The sequence below is a fragment of the Bacillus sp. NMCC4 genome, from assembly GCF_002998555.1.
Lineage (GTDB): Bacteria > Bacillota > Bacilli > Bacillales > Bacillaceae > Bacillus.
Genome location: NZ_PVRA01000003.1, coordinates 56,291 through 70,985, shown reverse-complemented (window position 1 = coordinate 70,985; position 14,695 = coordinate 56,291). Strand labels below are relative to the sequence as shown.

General features: G+C 41.9%; 19 protein-coding genes and 2 riboswitches. Of the genes, 5 read left to right on the top strand and 14 right to left on the bottom strand.

All coding sequences use genetic code 11. The features are described 5' to 3' along the window. Position 1: 1 nt before the first annotated feature. Genes gcvPB through gcvT form a run of 3 tightly spaced genes read right to left on the bottom strand, consistent with a single transcriptional unit; the run spans position 2 to position 3,912 of the window. Entirely contained in the window at positions 2 to 1,459 is a 1,458-nt protein-coding gene (gcvPB, locus tag C6Y02_RS07630; RefSeq protein ID WP_106031004.1) for an aminomethyl-transferring glycine dehydrogenase subunit GcvPB, read from the bottom strand. Continuing rightward, complete coding sequence (gcvPA, locus tag C6Y02_RS07625; protein WP_106031003.1) at positions 1,452 to 2,798, bottom strand: aminomethyl-transferring glycine dehydrogenase subunit GcvPA; 1,347 nt, start codon at positions 2,796 to 2,798, stop codon at positions 1,452 to 1,454. Before gcvPA ends, gcvPB begins: the two co-directional genes overlap by 8 nt. Before the next feature lie 16 nt (positions 2,799 to 2,814). Continuing rightward, complete coding sequence (gcvT, locus tag C6Y02_RS07620) at positions 2,815 to 3,912, bottom strand: glycine cleavage system aminomethyltransferase GcvT (RefSeq protein WP_106031002.1); 1,098 nt, start codon at positions 3,910 to 3,912, stop codon at positions 2,815 to 2,817. A gap of 104 nt (positions 3,913 to 4,016) precedes the next feature. Further along, a riboswitch (glycine riboswitch) is annotated at positions 4,017 to 4,111 on the bottom strand. A 3-nt stretch (positions 4,112 to 4,114) separates the two neighbouring features. Next, a riboswitch (glycine riboswitch) is annotated at positions 4,115 to 4,222 on the bottom strand. Between the two features lie 250 nt (positions 4,223 to 4,472). Here gcvT and C6Y02_RS07615 point away from each other — a divergent pair. From C6Y02_RS07615 to sinR, 4 genes are all read left to right on the top strand, one after another. Next, the gene (locus C6Y02_RS07615) at positions 4,473 to 6,143 is read left to right on the top strand and encodes a DEAD/DEAH box helicase (RefSeq protein WP_060596833.1); all 1,671 of its coding nucleotides are present in this window, start codon (positions 4,473 to 4,475) and stop codon (positions 6,141 to 6,143) included. A gap of 14 nt (positions 6,144 to 6,157) precedes the next feature. After that, a complete protein-coding gene (locus C6Y02_RS07610; RefSeq protein WP_034661279.1) occupies positions 6,158 to 6,955 on the top strand; it encodes a YqhG family protein in 798 nt (265 codons plus the stop codon). A gap of 182 nt (positions 6,956 to 7,137) precedes the next feature. After that, on the top strand, positions 7,138 to 7,302 hold the full coding sequence (locus C6Y02_RS07605) for an anti-repressor SinI family protein (RefSeq protein WP_106031001.1): 165 nt from the start codon (positions 7,138 to 7,140) through the stop codon (positions 7,300 to 7,302). Positions 7,303 to 7,335: 33 nt separating this feature from the next. Beyond that, positions 7,336 to 7,671, top strand: a complete 336-nt coding sequence (gene sinR, locus C6Y02_RS07600; protein ID WP_095285385.1) for a transcriptional regulator SinR — start codon at positions 7,336 to 7,338, stop codon at positions 7,669 to 7,671. Positions 7,672 to 7,738: 67 nt separating this feature from the next. Here sinR and tasA read toward each other — a convergent pair whose 3' ends face one another. From tasA to tapA, 3 genes are read right to left on the bottom strand one after another with little or no spacing between them, the layout of a single operon-like run. Next, positions 7,739 to 8,539 (bottom strand): biofilm matrix protein TasA, encoded by an 801-nt coding sequence (gene tasA / locus C6Y02_RS07595; RefSeq protein ID WP_034661283.1) that lies wholly within the window; start codon positions 8,537 to 8,539, stop codon positions 7,739 to 7,741. 57 nt (positions 8,540 to 8,596) lie between these two features. Next, positions 8,597 to 9,169: a signal peptidase I SipW gene (sipW, locus tag C6Y02_RS07590; RefSeq protein WP_106031142.1), complete on the bottom strand. Its 573-nt coding sequence runs from the start codon at positions 9,167 to 9,169 to the stop codon at positions 8,597 to 8,599. Positions 9,170 to 9,220: 51 nt separating this feature from the next. Next, positions 9,221 to 9,748 (bottom strand): amyloid fiber anchoring/assembly protein TapA, encoded by a 528-nt coding sequence (tapA, locus tag C6Y02_RS07585; RefSeq protein WP_060596834.1) that lies wholly within the window; start codon positions 9,746 to 9,748, stop codon positions 9,221 to 9,223. 299 nt (positions 9,749 to 10,047) lie between these two features. Between tapA and C6Y02_RS07580 the strand changes: the two genes are divergently transcribed. Then, positions 10,048 to 10,326, top strand: coding sequence for a DUF3889 domain-containing protein (locus tag C6Y02_RS07580; protein WP_223250494.1), 279 nt, complete (start codon positions 10,048 to 10,050; stop codon positions 10,324 to 10,326). Between the two features lie 33 nt (positions 10,327 to 10,359). Here the strand turns inward: C6Y02_RS07580 and C6Y02_RS07575 are convergent, their stop codons facing one another. From C6Y02_RS07575 to comGA, 8 genes are read right to left on the bottom strand one after another with little or no spacing between them, the layout of a single operon-like run. After that, positions 10,360 to 10,554 carry a YqzE family protein gene (locus C6Y02_RS07575; protein WP_024718846.1) on the bottom strand — a complete coding sequence of 65 codons (195 nt, stop codon included), beginning with the start codon at positions 10,552 to 10,554 and terminating at the stop codon, positions 10,360 to 10,362. 58 nt (positions 10,555 to 10,612) lie between these two features. Next, positions 10,613 to 10,996, bottom strand: coding sequence for a competence type IV pilus minor pilin ComGG (locus C6Y02_RS07570; RefSeq protein ID WP_034661288.1), 384 nt, complete (start codon positions 10,994 to 10,996; stop codon positions 10,613 to 10,615). Further along, positions 10,993 to 11,493, bottom strand: coding sequence for a competence type IV pilus minor pilin ComGF (gene comGF / locus C6Y02_RS07565; RefSeq protein WP_034661289.1), 501 nt, complete (start codon positions 11,491 to 11,493; stop codon positions 10,993 to 10,995). Before comGF ends, C6Y02_RS07570 begins: the two co-directional genes overlap by 4 nt. Then, the gene (gene comGE / locus C6Y02_RS07560; protein ID WP_034661291.1) at positions 11,432 to 11,749 is read right to left on the bottom strand and encodes a competence type IV pilus minor pilin ComGE; all 318 of its coding nucleotides are present in this window, start codon (positions 11,747 to 11,749) and stop codon (positions 11,432 to 11,434) included. Before comGE ends, comGF begins: the two co-directional genes overlap by 62 nt. After that, positions 11,733 to 12,179, bottom strand: coding sequence for a competence type IV pilus minor pilin ComGD (gene comGD / locus C6Y02_RS07555; RefSeq protein ID WP_106031000.1), 447 nt, complete (start codon positions 12,177 to 12,179; stop codon positions 11,733 to 11,735). Before comGD ends, comGE begins: the two co-directional genes overlap by 17 nt. Then, complete coding sequence (gene comGC, locus C6Y02_RS07550) at positions 12,172 to 12,465, bottom strand: competence type IV pilus major pilin ComGC (RefSeq protein WP_003217322.1); 294 nt, start codon at positions 12,463 to 12,465, stop codon at positions 12,172 to 12,174. The genes comGD and comGC overlap by 8 nt, the downstream gene beginning before the upstream one ends. 16 nt (positions 12,466 to 12,481) lie before the next feature. Continuing rightward, positions 12,482 to 13,522, bottom strand: coding sequence for a competence type IV pilus assembly protein ComGB (gene comGB, locus C6Y02_RS07545; RefSeq protein WP_106030999.1), 1,041 nt, complete (start codon positions 13,520 to 13,522; stop codon positions 12,482 to 12,484). Next, positions 13,503 to 14,573 (bottom strand): competence type IV pilus ATPase ComGA, encoded by a 1,071-nt coding sequence (gene comGA, locus C6Y02_RS07540; protein ID WP_106030998.1) that lies wholly within the window; start codon positions 14,571 to 14,573, stop codon positions 13,503 to 13,505. The genes comGB and comGA overlap by 20 nt, the downstream gene beginning before the upstream one ends. Positions 14,574 to 14,695: the final 122 nt, after the last annotated feature.

The window sequence follows — 14,695 nt, the reverse complement described above, 5'->3', positions numbered from 1 at the left end:
TTTATCTTTCAAAAACGAGGACTGGATTCCGCGCGGCCTTTGTTTCGTCCATTCGTTTGACGACCGTCGTATGCGGCGCTTCCTGTACCACTTCTGGATTCTCTTCTGCTTCTTTGGCAATCTGAATCATCGCTTCGATAAAGGCATCAAGAGTTTCTTTTGATTCTGTTTCAGTTGGTTCAATCATGATACATTCCTCTACATTGAGCGGGAAGTAGATCGTTGGCGGATGATAGCCAAAATCAAGTAATCGTTTGGCAATATCGAGTGTCCGCACACCTAATTTTTTCTGACGTTTACCTGAAAGAACAAATTCATGCTTACAGTGACGGTCAAATGGCAAATCGAAATGAGCACTTAAGCGGCGCATCATATAGTTCGCATTTAACACGGCATTATCCGTTACAGCCTTTAGGCCGTCTGGACCCATAGAGCGAATGTACGCATATGCTCTGACATTAATGCCAAAGTTGCCATAGAACGGCTTCACGCGGCCAATTGATTCTGGTCGATCATCATCAAAGTAAAAGCGGCCTTCCTTCTTCACAAGCACCGGCTTTGGCAAGTATGGGATCAAATCCTTTTTGACGCCTACAGGACCTGAACCAGGGCCTCCGCCTCCATGTGGACCTGTAAAGGTTTTATGGAGATTTAAGTGAACGACGTCAAACCCCATATCCCCCGGTCTTGCTCTGCTTAAAACGGCATTCAAGTTGGCTCCGTCATAATAAAGCTTACCGCCAGCTCCATGAACGATTTCAGCCATTTCTAAAATATTTTCTTCGAATAGACCGAGTGTATTCGGATTCGTCAGCATTAAAGCAGCTGTTTCTTCATTGACAACACGGCGCAGGTCCTCTAAATCAACAAGCCCATTCGCATCAGATGCGACGGTAATGGTTTCAAATCCGGCCACTGTCGCAGATGCCGGGTTCGTTCCATGGGCAGAATCAGGCACAATGACTTTTGTTCGCTTATGGTCTCCTCTTGCTTCATGGTACGCACGGATCATCATGAGTCCTGTCCATTCCCCGTGTGCTCCTGCCGCAGGCTGTAATGTCACAGCGTCCATCCCAGTAATTTCTTCAAGATGAGCACCCAGGTCGTGGAGTAACTCTAATGCACCTTGCACAGTGTCTGCCTCCTGTAGTGGATGGACTTGCGCGAAGCCTGCAAGGCGTGCGACCTTTTCATTAATCTTCGGATTATATTTCATCGTACAAGAGCCAAGAGGATAAAATCCGGAATCGACCCCATGATTACGTCTTGATAATGCTGTATAATGACGCATGATATCAAGCTCAGATACTTCAGGAAGCTCAGCATCCTCATGACGGATATACGTTTCATCAAATAAAGACGGGATCTCCTGTTCAGGTACATCTAAATCAGGCAGGCTATAACCAATTCTTCCTTCTTTGGATAATTCAAAAATAAGCGGCTGATCTTGTTTATTCATGGCGATCCCCCAATTCCTTAATGAACGTATCAATTTCTTCTTTCGTTCTTAGCTCTGTTACGGCGACAAGCATGTGATGTTGAAGCTCTGGGTAGTCTATCCCTAAGTCATAGCCGCCGATGATTCCTTTTTCAAGCAATCGTTTATTGGCTTCTTTCACAGGCTCTTGTAATTTGATCACAAATTCATTAAAATGGGCCCCTTCTATATCAGCAAGAAGTCCATATGTTTGAGCCTGCATCTTAGCATAGTGCGCTTTTTGCACGTTTTGATAGGCGATGTCTTTGATGCCTGTTTTTCCGAGTGCTGTCATGGCAACGGAAGCGGCTAATGCATTTAATGCCTGATTCGAACAAATATTGGACGTCGCTTTATCTCTCCGAATATGCTGCTCACGCGCTTGAAGGGTCAGCACAAACCCACGAACACCATTTTCATCTTCTGTCTGCCCGACTAAACGACCTGGCACTTTTCGCATCAACTTTTTCGTCACAGCAAAATATCCGCAATGCGGCCCGCCAAACGCTGCTGGAATGCCAAACGGCTGTGCATCACCAACGACAATGTCTGCCCCAAGTTTACCTGGCGGCGTCAGTAACCCGAGTGCAAGCGGATTACTTGAGACAATGAACAGACTTTTTCCTTTATGCGCAATAGGTTCAATGTCTTTTAACGGTTCGACGACACCAAAGAAGTTTGGATATTGCACAAGAACTGCTGCTGTATCGTCACAGACGGCCTTCTCTAATGCTGCTAGATCCGTCTGCCCTTTTTTTGCAGGCACTTCAACAACTTCGATGTGCTGTCCTTTGGCGTATGTTTTTAGCACTGCTCTTGATTCAGGGTGAACCGTTTCAGAAACAACCACTTTTTTCTTTTTTGTATGTCCCGCAGCCAGCATCGCCGCTTCAGCTAATGCCGTCCCGCCATCATACATCGAGGAGTTGGCAAGATCCATACCCGTCAGCTCAGCAATCATTGTTTGAAATTCAAAAATGGCTTGTAGTTCACCTTGCGAAATCTCCGGCTGATAAGGTGTGTATGCTGTATAAAATTCGGAACGTGAGATGACATGATCAACAATGACAGGCTGGTAATGATCATATACACCGGCACCAAGAAACGATGCATAGGAAACCGTATCCTTATTCTTTGCAGCTAATCGGGATAATTCCCTTACAAGCTCTGTTTCAGATGCGGCTTCTTTAATGTTGTATGCTCCTTTAAATCTCACTTTTTCTGGGATATCTGAAAAAAGCTCATCAATCGACTGAACGCCGATGACATCCAGCATTTCTTTTTGATCTTGCTCGGTTTGCGGCAGATACCTGTGCTTCATCCTCTATTCCCCCTCGTTATTTGGCTCTTTTATAAAATGGTGTTGCGACGATTTTAGCTTTTAGACGTTTTTTGCGAACTTGTACTTCCACCTCTGCCTGAAGCTGCGCCTGAGAAGATTCGATCAAAGCAAGCCCGACATTTTTCTTTAATGTTGGGGATTGTGTGCCGGTTGTGACAACCCCAATCTGCTTTTCTCCTGAAAAGACCGGATAGTCTGTGCGCGGAATCCCTTTATCGATCATTTCAATGCCGACAAGCTTTCGCTTCGCTCCCTCTTCTTTTTGCTGTTTGAGCGCTTCTTTGCCAATAAAATTGGCTTCTTTATCCGTTTTGACAGCAAAGCCAATCCCGCCTTCTAATGGAGAGATATCCTTTGTCAGCTCCTGGCCATAAAGCGGAAGTCTTGCTTCAAATCTTAAGGTGTCACGTGCACCGAGCCCGCACGGTATTAACCCTTTTGGCTCGCCTGCTTCTAATAAAGCCGACCAAATGTGGATTGCATCTTCTGACTGGCAGTAGATTTCAAAGCCGTCCTCCCCTGTGTAGCCCGTTCTTGAAACAAGCACTTCTTTTTGAGCGACCTCAGCTTTTGATAAAAATGTAAATGGCTTGAGAGATGTCACCTCTTCATCCGCCACATCTTTCATAATGTCAGCAGCAAGAGGTCCTTGAAGTGCTAGCAAGGCGATTTGATCAGAGACATTTTGGATCAATACGTCGTTCTCACCTTGGTGCTGAAGCAGCCAATCCACATCTTTTTCAATATTTGATGCATTAATGACAAGCAGATAATTGTTCTTTTCTTTTTGATAGACGAGCAGATCATCCACCGTCCCGCCATCTTCATAGCACATGGCTGTATATAGTGCCTTACCGTCTGTCAGCTTAGACACATCATTGGTTAATAACCTTTGTAAAAAAGGAAGGGCATCTTGACCTTTGATTTCCACCTCACCCATGTGAGACACATCAAAAAGCCCTGCTTTTGTTCGAACAGCTTCATGTTCTTCTTTAATGGAAGAAAATTGGACAGGTAATTCCCAGCCCCCGAAGTCAATGGTTTTTGCGCCAAACGTTTCATACGCATGAAAAAGCGGTGTTCGTTTCAACATCAATCGTTTCCCCCTTTTTTCTTTCAGTGCAGATCACAAGCTGAATTTTCAGAAAAAAATCGCAGCAAAAAAGGACAGAGCGCTCCCTTTTATCAAAAAGAAGTCTCTGTCCTTGCACCTGAAAGTTTACAGCACAACAGCATTGTGCGTTTTCCCCTTTGGTGGTTTGCTAAAAATCGAGAGCAAACACTCTCCAGAGTTGCGTCCGGTAAGAGTACTTTTGCCTGAGAGATTCACTGAAACGATTCAGCTTGCTCCTTCGGCGCCTGCCAGTGCTAAATAACCGCCAAGTCTCTCCCCATACCATCATCCGCTCATATTCTTCACATTTATTGGACATACTATCAAAATGGGTGACTTATTTTCTAGATCACTTACCAACATCCTACCATTAGAAACGGATGAAGAGCAACAGAAAAATCATTAACATTTTTTAAACAAACATTCACTATCGTTCGCTTTTATTCATATATCTAGTCTTTTAAAGACCTCTTAAAAAATGAAGCGTTTAAATACAGAACAATTTTATCCTTAACCTATTAGAAAGGCAGGCGATCACATTGAATATTCAAACGATTTTTGATCAGGAATGGGCAAGTGAATTTCAGCAGCGGCTTGCAGCAGACGGCCCCTGGGCGAACTGGGAAATGTACCGTTTAGCGACGCAGGTCCAAAAAGTCACAGCCATTGATTCATTTGAAGGACTGCAAGCTCCCGCGCACCTGCCTGCATTCACGCCTTTAAAACATCAGCTTGAAGTAGCCAGAAGAGTCGTAGAAGAGATGAACGGAAAAGCCATTTTAGCAGATGAAGTGGGACTTGGAAAAACCGTAGAAGCAGGACTCATTATCAAAGAATACATGATTCGTGGACTTGCAAAAAAAATTCTCATACTTGTCCCCGCCTCCCTTGTGTCTCAATGGGTACAGGAGCTGCGGACGAAATTTTACATTGATGCTGTTGAACAAAAAAAGAGCTACGTGTGGGAGCAGTGTGACGTCGTGGTTTCCTCCATTGATACAGCCAAAAGACAGCCGCATCGAGACACCATTTTATCAATTGCCTACGATATGGTCATTATTGATGAAGCACACAAACTGAAAAACAATAAAACGAAAAACTATGAATTTGTGAGAAATCTAAATAAGAAATTCTGCCTGCTGCTGACAGCGACACCTATCCAAAACCGTATCGGAGAAATATTTAATCTCGTTTCCCTTCTGAAGCCAGGCCACCTCGGGAATGAACATCAGTTTAAAGATGTCTTTGCCAAAAAGGATTTACAGCTTGAAGACCACGACCGATTAAAACAGCTTGTGAATAAAGTGATGATTCGTAACCGAAGGCAAGACACGGGCATCGAGTGGACAAAACGGCATGTCAAAACGATTTCCATTGATTTCTCTCCAACGGAACAAGCTTTATATGATGAAATCTGCAAGCTGAAAGAGAACCCGTCTTATACAAAGCACATGTTTTCCATCATGACCTTGGAACGTGAATGCTGTTCAAGCCGCGAGGCGGTCTATATGACGATTAAAAAAATGCAGGAAGATGAAAAACATATCCTTGGATCTTCTGCTATAGCGCAAATTATGGAGAAAATCAATCAAGTTCAGCAAAACACAAAGGCGCTTGAAGTCGTCAAGCTTATTCAGCAGTTAAATGAAAAGGTCATTATTTTCACCGAATACCGCGCGACACAAATATATTTACAATGGTTTCTTCAGCAAAATGGCATCAGCTCCGTTCCTTTTCGAGGCGGCTTTAAGCGGGGCAAAAAAGATTGGATGAAAGATTTATTTAGAGAACGGGCGCAAGTGTTAATTGCGACAGAAGCGGGCGGCGAAGGAATCAACCTTCAGTTTTGTAACCAAATCATCAACTACGATCTTCCGTGGAACCCGATGCGTCTAGAACAGCGAATTGGACGTATCCACCGCCTTGGACAAGAGCGAGATGTCCACATTTACAATATGGCAACAAACGGAACCGTTGAGGAACATATCTTAAAGCTTTTATATGAAAAAATTCAGCTGTTTGAAAACGTCATTGGCGATCTAGATGATATTTTAACGCGAATAGATATCAAAGATGCCGAAACAGAACTACATCAGATTCTCTTTCAGCACGAATCAGACGGAGACATGAAAAAGAAATTAACCCAGTTTGCTTCCTATTTATCAGAAGCAAAAACACCACTTTTAGAAAAAAGACAGCAAGGCTCATAAAGGAGAGTTGATCAATGGAGCAGCGTGACATACATACCTTTCTTCTCCGTTTCTTTCAGGCAAATCAATGCGACATACTAGAAGAAAGTGCAGGACATATGACCGTACAACTAACCATCGATATGGATAAATTGATTATGAACCGCCCTTTTTATTGGCACTGGCTTGAAAAAACTGGTGGTGTACCAGAGCCGCGGCAATTGACCCTCATCACCGATCAAAAAAAAGTGGATGATACGATTGAGGGTGAATTTATCCACTTTGGCTCCCCTCGTTTATTTCAAATATTTGAAGCTGTCAAACAGCAGGGCCGTTTTATCCGTCTCTATGAACGAGTCACTCCGCTCACGAACAACCAGATCGCACTCGAGCCATGGCTTGGTCTCAATGTGAAAATTTCTTATCTCGCAGATCGAAAGAAGGATAAACTTTTATCACTAGGACTTCATCTAATACGCGGAGAAGTCGTTGAACAATTTCAAGAAAAGCTGGAAACCCGTGAGCTGTCATCTCAAATTCCCGATTATTGCTTTACAATGAGTACAATGATCAAGCCAGAAAGCGGAGTCAAACGGCTCTATAGTCTAATGGAGCGTTACGCCCATGAGGAACCAGACAATTGGGCGGTGAGAGCTGTTCAAAAATGGAAAGAAGACACTGAACTTTTAAACCAATTTTATGAAGGGACTTCAGACACGTCTGTAGAATATGAAATAGAAAGACAAGCACTTAAAACTTTATACGAACCAAAAATCAGTCTTACGATTGAAAATGGCGGACTTTTTTACTTACAGCAAAAAAGAGGAGGTTGACCCATAGGTCCCCTCCCTTTCATGTGACATACAATTTTCGATCAGCCAAAAGCAACGTTTGTCTGTTTGTATTGGGCGGAAAAATGACGCAAGCAAACTATGAGGTCTTACCACCTGTGTCTTTCCATTTCATGCGTTAAGTGCCTGAAATACATGATTCAGTATTTTAGGAGGGTATTTGTATGGAAAAGAAAACGAACATATTAGACAGTGAATGGATTGAATTATTACTTGAAGCTCGTAAAGCAGGGCTAACAGTTGAAGAAGTCCGTCAATTCCTCAAATCAAGTGAAAAGTCCTCTGAGTCTCACCCTCTGGTAAGAAGTCATTCTATCAAACCTTTCTGAATGTGCTATAATATCGAAAGGAAGGTGATGACATTGATTGGCCAGCGTATTAAACAATACCGCAATGAAAAAGGCTACTCACTATCAGAACTGGCCGAAAAGGCTGGGGTAGCGAAGTCTTATTTAAGCTCAATAGAAAGAAACTTGCAAACAAACCCCTCCATTCAATTTCTTGAAAAAGTCTCCGCTGTTCTGGACGTCTCGGTTCATACACTGTTACACGAAAAAGATGAAACCGAATACGATGGTCAATTAGATAGTGAATGGGAAAAACTAGTTCGAGATGCAATGACATCAGGGGTTTCGAAAAAGCAATTTCGTGAATTTTTAGATTATCAAATCTGGAAAAAAAATCAAGAAGAGGAGTAAAGCGCACATTTTAGCGCATACTCCTCCAATTGCTATGCAGAGCTTGATATCAGTCTAAAGACTGGCTTTATTTTTTATCTTCGCTGTGTGCTTTTTCGTTTTCTTTCACGTAGCCTTTTTCATCCGTATGCTTTTTGGGATTGATCGTTAAACCATTCCACTGAGTCGCTTCGAAGGAAAGATCAATTTGAATCGCATCGCCTTGGTATTTATTTTGGATATAGTGACCAGCTTTATCCTTCGTCTGGTCATTGACAAATTCAATGATCATTTCCATTTTATCGTAATCAAACGGGTTCTTTGGAATGCCGTCATACTCTGGAGCCACTGTTCCATCAACAGTTGCTACATTAATCTTCCCACTTTCATGTAAAAACTTCTCATCGACGGCATGACGAAGCTTTTCAAATGCGGTCTGATCCTGTTTTGACGTTAGTTGATGCAAGTCAAGCAGGTTTGCATGGTCTAAGATAATATTTTTCGGATAACCATTTCCACCTTCGGCTCCAACCGTAAGAACACTCACCTGAAACTGGCTGAGAAATTCTTCAGCTGTATTCTTACCGCCATTCTTCGCGGAAGCTCCGTCTTGAAACTGGCTGTAATCAAGACTCATCAGCACTTGATTGATCGCAAGCGATCCTTTATTTTCAAAATGAAATTCTTTCTTGATCCGATCACCAGGTTTTAAGTTCGCAAGGTTGATGGCGCCGGAGTTCTCTTTTGCTGATAAATCCAGCTCTCCTGTCGAGTAGACCGCGTTTGCCTTTTCTACATCGTTAAACGCCGCCCATGTCCCCCCGCCGATTAATGCAAGGCCTAAAGCCCCTGATAATACACCTAAACGAATTGATCTTTTCTTTGCCATGAATGAACCCCCTAATAAATTGTTTTATTGAAACCTAATTAGGTTACAAACGAAAATTTAAGCTTGTTCCTCTGACATATGTAAATCAGCCGTGTGTCTTCGGTGTTTTGCAGCGCCCACAAAATGAAGAGTGGAATAAACGAGCAGCATCACACCTGGTATAATGAGCAGCAACGCAGTTCCAGCCGAAGTCCCTGCATACGATAGAAGCTTTCCTGCATAAGGAATGTTCACACCCGTATACTGCGCAGCCACCTGATCCGCTTTTACTAGCGTGCCGTCCTGATACATATTGTGGTCACCTTTCGTCTCAAAGGCTTTATTTGCTCCCTTTCCTTTCACCCCAACAATTCGGTGGGTCACATAAGACTGGTCCTGCTTCGTTTGAAACGTGATAATATCTCCTTTTTTAAGCGCCTCCGGTGAAGTCACTTCTTTTACGACAATGAGTGAGCCAGTCGAAAATTCTGGTTCCATTGATCCAGATAATACTTGGCTGAATTGATAACCGAAAATCTGAGGATCTCCCCCAGTAGTTCTTGAAGACAATACGACAATAATACATGCAATCATCACCGTGAACACCACCACATAAAGAATACTTCCAGACATCTTCATCCATTTTTTCATGACCTCTTCTCCCCTTCGCCTATCATTGTTTCCTTTAGAAGACAGCTCCATTTAGGATGCCTTTTCTTGACACTTTGCGAGCTGCATATGTTTAGACCATATGAATGCTTCTTCAGATCCACCAAAACCTTTAGGATAATAGATTTTAAACGCATAGATTCCATTCGTTTTTGCTTTATCTGTCGTGACAGTCGTTGTTTCTTGTGAAAGAAGGGACTGTATAGAGCCTTTTTCAAGAATATGACCATCTTGTAACGGCTTCTGCTCACTTTTTACTTTATGTAATTCCCATTTCCATTCAGAGTGTGCAATAGATTGTCCACTATTTTTTAATGTCATGCTCAAGCTTTGAGGCGCGCAGACTGTTCCTTTGTTCATCGTTTGATCGATGAGTTCCAAATGACTTCTATCCCATTTGGTAGGCTGACAATGCTGATCCGTCTGTTCAAAATTTTCGCATGTTTTCATGACAAAGTTTGAGTGCTCAACATCGTTAAAAGAAGCGTTCGTTGTTGAGATCAAAAGAGATGTGAAAATCAAACAAATGGTACAAAAGAGTACAAAGAGCGACTGTTTCATTCATTCTCCAACTCCTTGAACGATTGTTCTTTAATAAGAACGATTACATACAGTATAAGGAAATACCTATAAAACCCAAAACGTCAAATTAGTCCATTTTGTTCTTAAACAAGAACTATTACGAGAAAATTCTTCCATTTTCTCATTCTTTCGCCGTATTCAATAATTTTTTGTGTGACATTTGTACTTCTTAAAAATTTACATAAAAGTGCAGCATTTGGTCAGAATAATAACAGGTGAGGTGATGTGAAGTGAAATATGGAAAGATGTTAATCTTGCTCAGTTTATTGTTGGGCCCTATGATATACGACGCCAATCCTGCTGATGCGAAAGGTTTCACTGCCGCCGCAGATCAATGGGAAACACGGGCAGTCAAAGAAGCAAAGAAACGATATCCGCTGGCACAAGTCTTATTCAAACAAAAAGTATGGGACCGTCATCGTGAGAAGGAATCTGTGAAACAGTATCATATTACGTTAAAAGACCACGCCAAAGAATTTGGGGTATTTGTCACTATTTCTTATAACCCTTACTCAAACAAGGTCAATAAAGTGATAGTTGTGGAAGAATACAGCTAAAGGGGCATAAAAAAACCGCCTGCTGGCGGCTTTTTACTTTCGTCGATGTCGCTGACGTTTTTTTAACATCATTGAAAACCCAAACGGCAGAACCCCAAATAAACGCTGTGAAAATGGCGGTTTCGTTTCCATTTTCTCTTGTTTATGTTCCTTCCGTTCGTCACGTGGTGTATTCATATATTTAATGATTTCCTGCGTCATATATTTTACATAGTCATTGGTTTTCAACACATTCACCTCTTCTTTCTTCAAGTGTTACCTAGAAGAGGATCATTTTATACACTGGCTATTCAGGGTTTGCCCATTTCATGATTTCACGGGTCTTCCAATCCAGCACCAGTTCCCGCTCATCTGATAAACCATCCTTTGTTTTCACACTGACTAACATGAGGATACGCTTTTTCTTTTGATCGCATGTCATCTGCTTCAATGTCACGCGGCCTTCTTCAGTGTCAATATGGGTATGCTGCTTTTCACACAAACGATGTAATGTACGGGCAGCTTCACTCGCCCCCACTCTGAAAAGCTGCTGTTTTTTATAAAAAGAAATCGTCAGCTCTGCACTTCTCAGCTCTTTTTGAAACCCTATCGTCATTGATCCTAGGATCAAGAGAAAAAATAGAATCGCAGCTAGTACATGCGGATAGATAAATCCTCCTTCTCTTTTCACGATGTAGGAACCACCCCTTTATATATGAAAAAAACGGCTTCATACACCTTACCAGATTCATCTGTGACTTTCAGGATGGCTCTATATTGATTCGTTCTGACACGAAATTCTTTCACCTTTTGCAATAAAGGAAGATGGCCTGCTTGATCCATTCGCTTCCGAAGCATCTCTTGATATGGCTCAATCGTTACCACTCGCCCTTGATCAGATACATACTCTAACGCTTTACCTCCTTGCACCGATCTAACAGCTGTTGCACGGCTTAATTCCTCATCTAATTGCAGGACAGTCTGTTTCCACTCCATTTGTGAAAATCGGTTAATCTCTTCAAAAGGACGGGCTTTCTCAGCTGTAGAAAAGATTAGTACACAGCCAAAAGAAAGGAACAAAAATAGCTGTAATTGCCACAAAGCCTGGACAAGGGTAAAACCTTGTTCACCGTTCAGCAACATGGTGAAAGCATATGGTCTGCTTTTTTTGTATTTTGTATGATACACATCCCTTCTCTTTACTCCAATTGAATACATATGTGACGTCGCCTCGTTTCTTTTTGACAGAAGGTTTTGTACCATCTATGAACGATTCATTCATCTGTTCATGCAAGATTTGGTAAGCTTCAAGTTTGGCTCTTACTTCATTTTTCCCTATCATGATTTTTTCATAGGCTGGCATGAGCACAAGGGCTGCAAATAGGAAGATATGACAAGCAAACAGCGCCTCAATCGTACTAAACCCTCTATTGTTTTTGAACATGGATTCGCCCGCTTCCTAAATAGATCGTGAGTTTATACGTTTGACTGCCAAATTGAATGATGAGAGACCCGCCGCTGCTTGGATGTCCGTTTACATTAAAATAGATACCTTGTGGAAATGTAGAAGCCTTAATGCTTCCCTTTTGTTGCTGAAAAGAAGTAATGACTTCGCCATCCTTCTGATCGATTACCTGATACGATACATGTGGCGGATGGAATTCAACATACACACGTGTTTTTTTGATAAATGCAGTATAAGCAGCCAATTGAAAATCTTGTTTCATGATGTTCACTTGTCTTTTGGCTTCAGCGCCTTCTATTAAATTTGGGATTTTTCCTCCTATGATCGACAATAGAATCGATAGAACAAGTAAGACCATTAGCTGTTCAATGAGGGTAAAACCCTTCTCATGAAAAATCAATTTATTCATGCTTCACATGGCCGTTTTGAATGACAATCGCTTTTCCATTAGGACACGTTAATCCCTTTTTGACATAGCCTTCTTTTTCTAATTCAGCTAAAGATGGTGTCTTGCCATCATGCTCTAATTCATATGCCATCACCTGTGTGCTCACCATTGATTTAAGCCCTTCACAGCCCTTTGCTTGAATCGTTTGGTGGTGACGAGTGATATTCGGAATGGTAATAAGTAAAAGAATCGAAATCACGAGCATGACAATTAACATTTCTAACAGGGTAAATCCTTTATCATTCATGTCTTTGTCCTCCTTCTTACACTTGCTCCATGAGTTGATACATTGGTAAAAGAATAGATAGATACACAATGAGTATAAGAAGTGCTGTCACACCATAGATAACCGGCTGCAGCCACGAAATCCATTTTTCAATTTTCAGCTCTGCATTCTCTAATAGAAATTGGCTGTACGTGTACATTTCTCTTGCAAGCATCCCGCTCGCTTCACCATGCTCGATGACGGCTGCAAAATGTTTCTCGAAAAAAGGAGACGAGCTTACTTGATGTGCCATGCTTTCTCCTTTTCTTAGCTCTTCAATCATCTGTTCTGATATTTCTTGAAGAAAGGGTAAGTAGCTTTGCTGTTTAAAAGCTAGCAAGCTCTCGTACATCGATAATCCAGCTTGAAGCAGTCCGCTTAACTGAAGAGAGAAAAGGTACGTATGCATCAGCCGCATTCCTTTATATAAAAAAGGAAACCTGCTTATCACCCTCAGCTTCTCAAGGGTGGACTTTTTCCTAAAAAAGACAGCATAGTATCCGGTCAAACAGATACACACACTGCCGATGAGGAGGAGAGAAACATGCAGCAATTGAAAAAGTCCAAACATACCTTGAATCAGCCATGACATTCGGGTATCCATCGAGGAGTACAAGAGAGAAAATTGAGGAATGATCATTTGTTGAACGAGTATGAGCACGACCAAAACCGTAAAGATGAGGAAGATCGGGTAACGTAACATGCGTTTAAACGTGTCTACCTGTTTGATTTTTTTCTCTAAAAACCGCGCGCTTTGTTCAAGTGCTTGTGCTAGACTGCCATGCTTTTCGGAGAAACTTAATATGGCAATGACTTCCCGCTGAAATTGGAGTCTCTCCAGCACCACATAAAAAGGCTCCCCTTCAAGCAGCCACTGAACGCCCGGTGTTAATTGTTGCTGCTGCTCATTCGACAACTGGATATTCACCATCGTTAATGCCTCAATCACTGTATATCCAGCCTGAATCAATTGAGCAAGTTTTGATAGACATTCCGCTTGGTCCTTTTTAGACCATGCTTTAGAGGCTTGCTTCTTCATAAACCCAGCGATGATAGGTGTTTTTCGATAAATAGCCTAGTGCCACTCCTTTACGAATTAATCTTTGCAGTGTTTCATATGACGAGTGAGCATATTCTCCTTTAGCCTCCTTGATACACTCACCGAGCTCCTTTCCGAAAAGCAGTTCAAATACATTTGTTCGTCTGACCGGTCGATTTAATTTACAGTAAAGCTGACATGTTTCTCCGCAAAAAGGACAGGTAAGCTCGATTAATCGCTGCGCAGCAATCGCAACCATCGTTTGTTCGAGTTCATTCATCGTGACACCAAATTCAAGCATACGATAAAGGGCTCCTTTTGCATTTTTCGCATGAAGCGTACTCATCACTAAATGGCCTGTCAGTGCTGCTCTAATTGCCGTTCGGGCCGTTTCAGCATCTCTTATTTCTCCTAGCACAATCAGATCTGGATCATGTCTTAAAATAGCACGTAATCCTGCGGCATATGTGATGCCGGCTTTTTCATTCACTTGAACCTGTAACACTTCTTCATTTCTTGTTTCCACAGGATCTTCAAGTGTAATAATATTTCGGTTGAAATTCTTTTTTGCAAACTGGATTAATGAATAAAGGGTTGTTGTTTTCCCTGAATTTGTTGGACCGGTAAATAAAATCAGCCCATGCGAATGATTCAAAAATGATAATAACCTGATGGAGGCTTTCGGAAATAGTGACAGATGTTTTATTTTTGGAACATGATCCTGCGGCAATATTCTAATCACTAAACTCTCATCATTTACAGTTGGTAAGGTAGACATCCGAATAAACACCTGGCCGCTTCTTAGCATCACAGCTAGTGACCCATTTTGCGGCCTCCTTTTTTCCCCGATATCCATGGATGATAAAAATTTAAAATGAGCAATGAGCCGCTCGCCGCTTTTTTTATCAATGGTTCGCTGCTGAATTAAATCTGAGTCTACGCGGAAAGATACCGACGCTTCCTTTTCTTTTGGAACAATATGCACATCAGATGCTCTCATGCGGCATGCTTCTTCTAGCAGCTCTTGTCCCAAATATTCAATACCATACAAATGGTTCACTCCCTTCTCTGACCATATTGTAAGTTGGAGGAACCTGTCTGACAAAAGAGCATTTTATCATTTTAACGACTAAGCATGCGAAAAAATCATCAGCTTGCGATGGAAAACGTGGT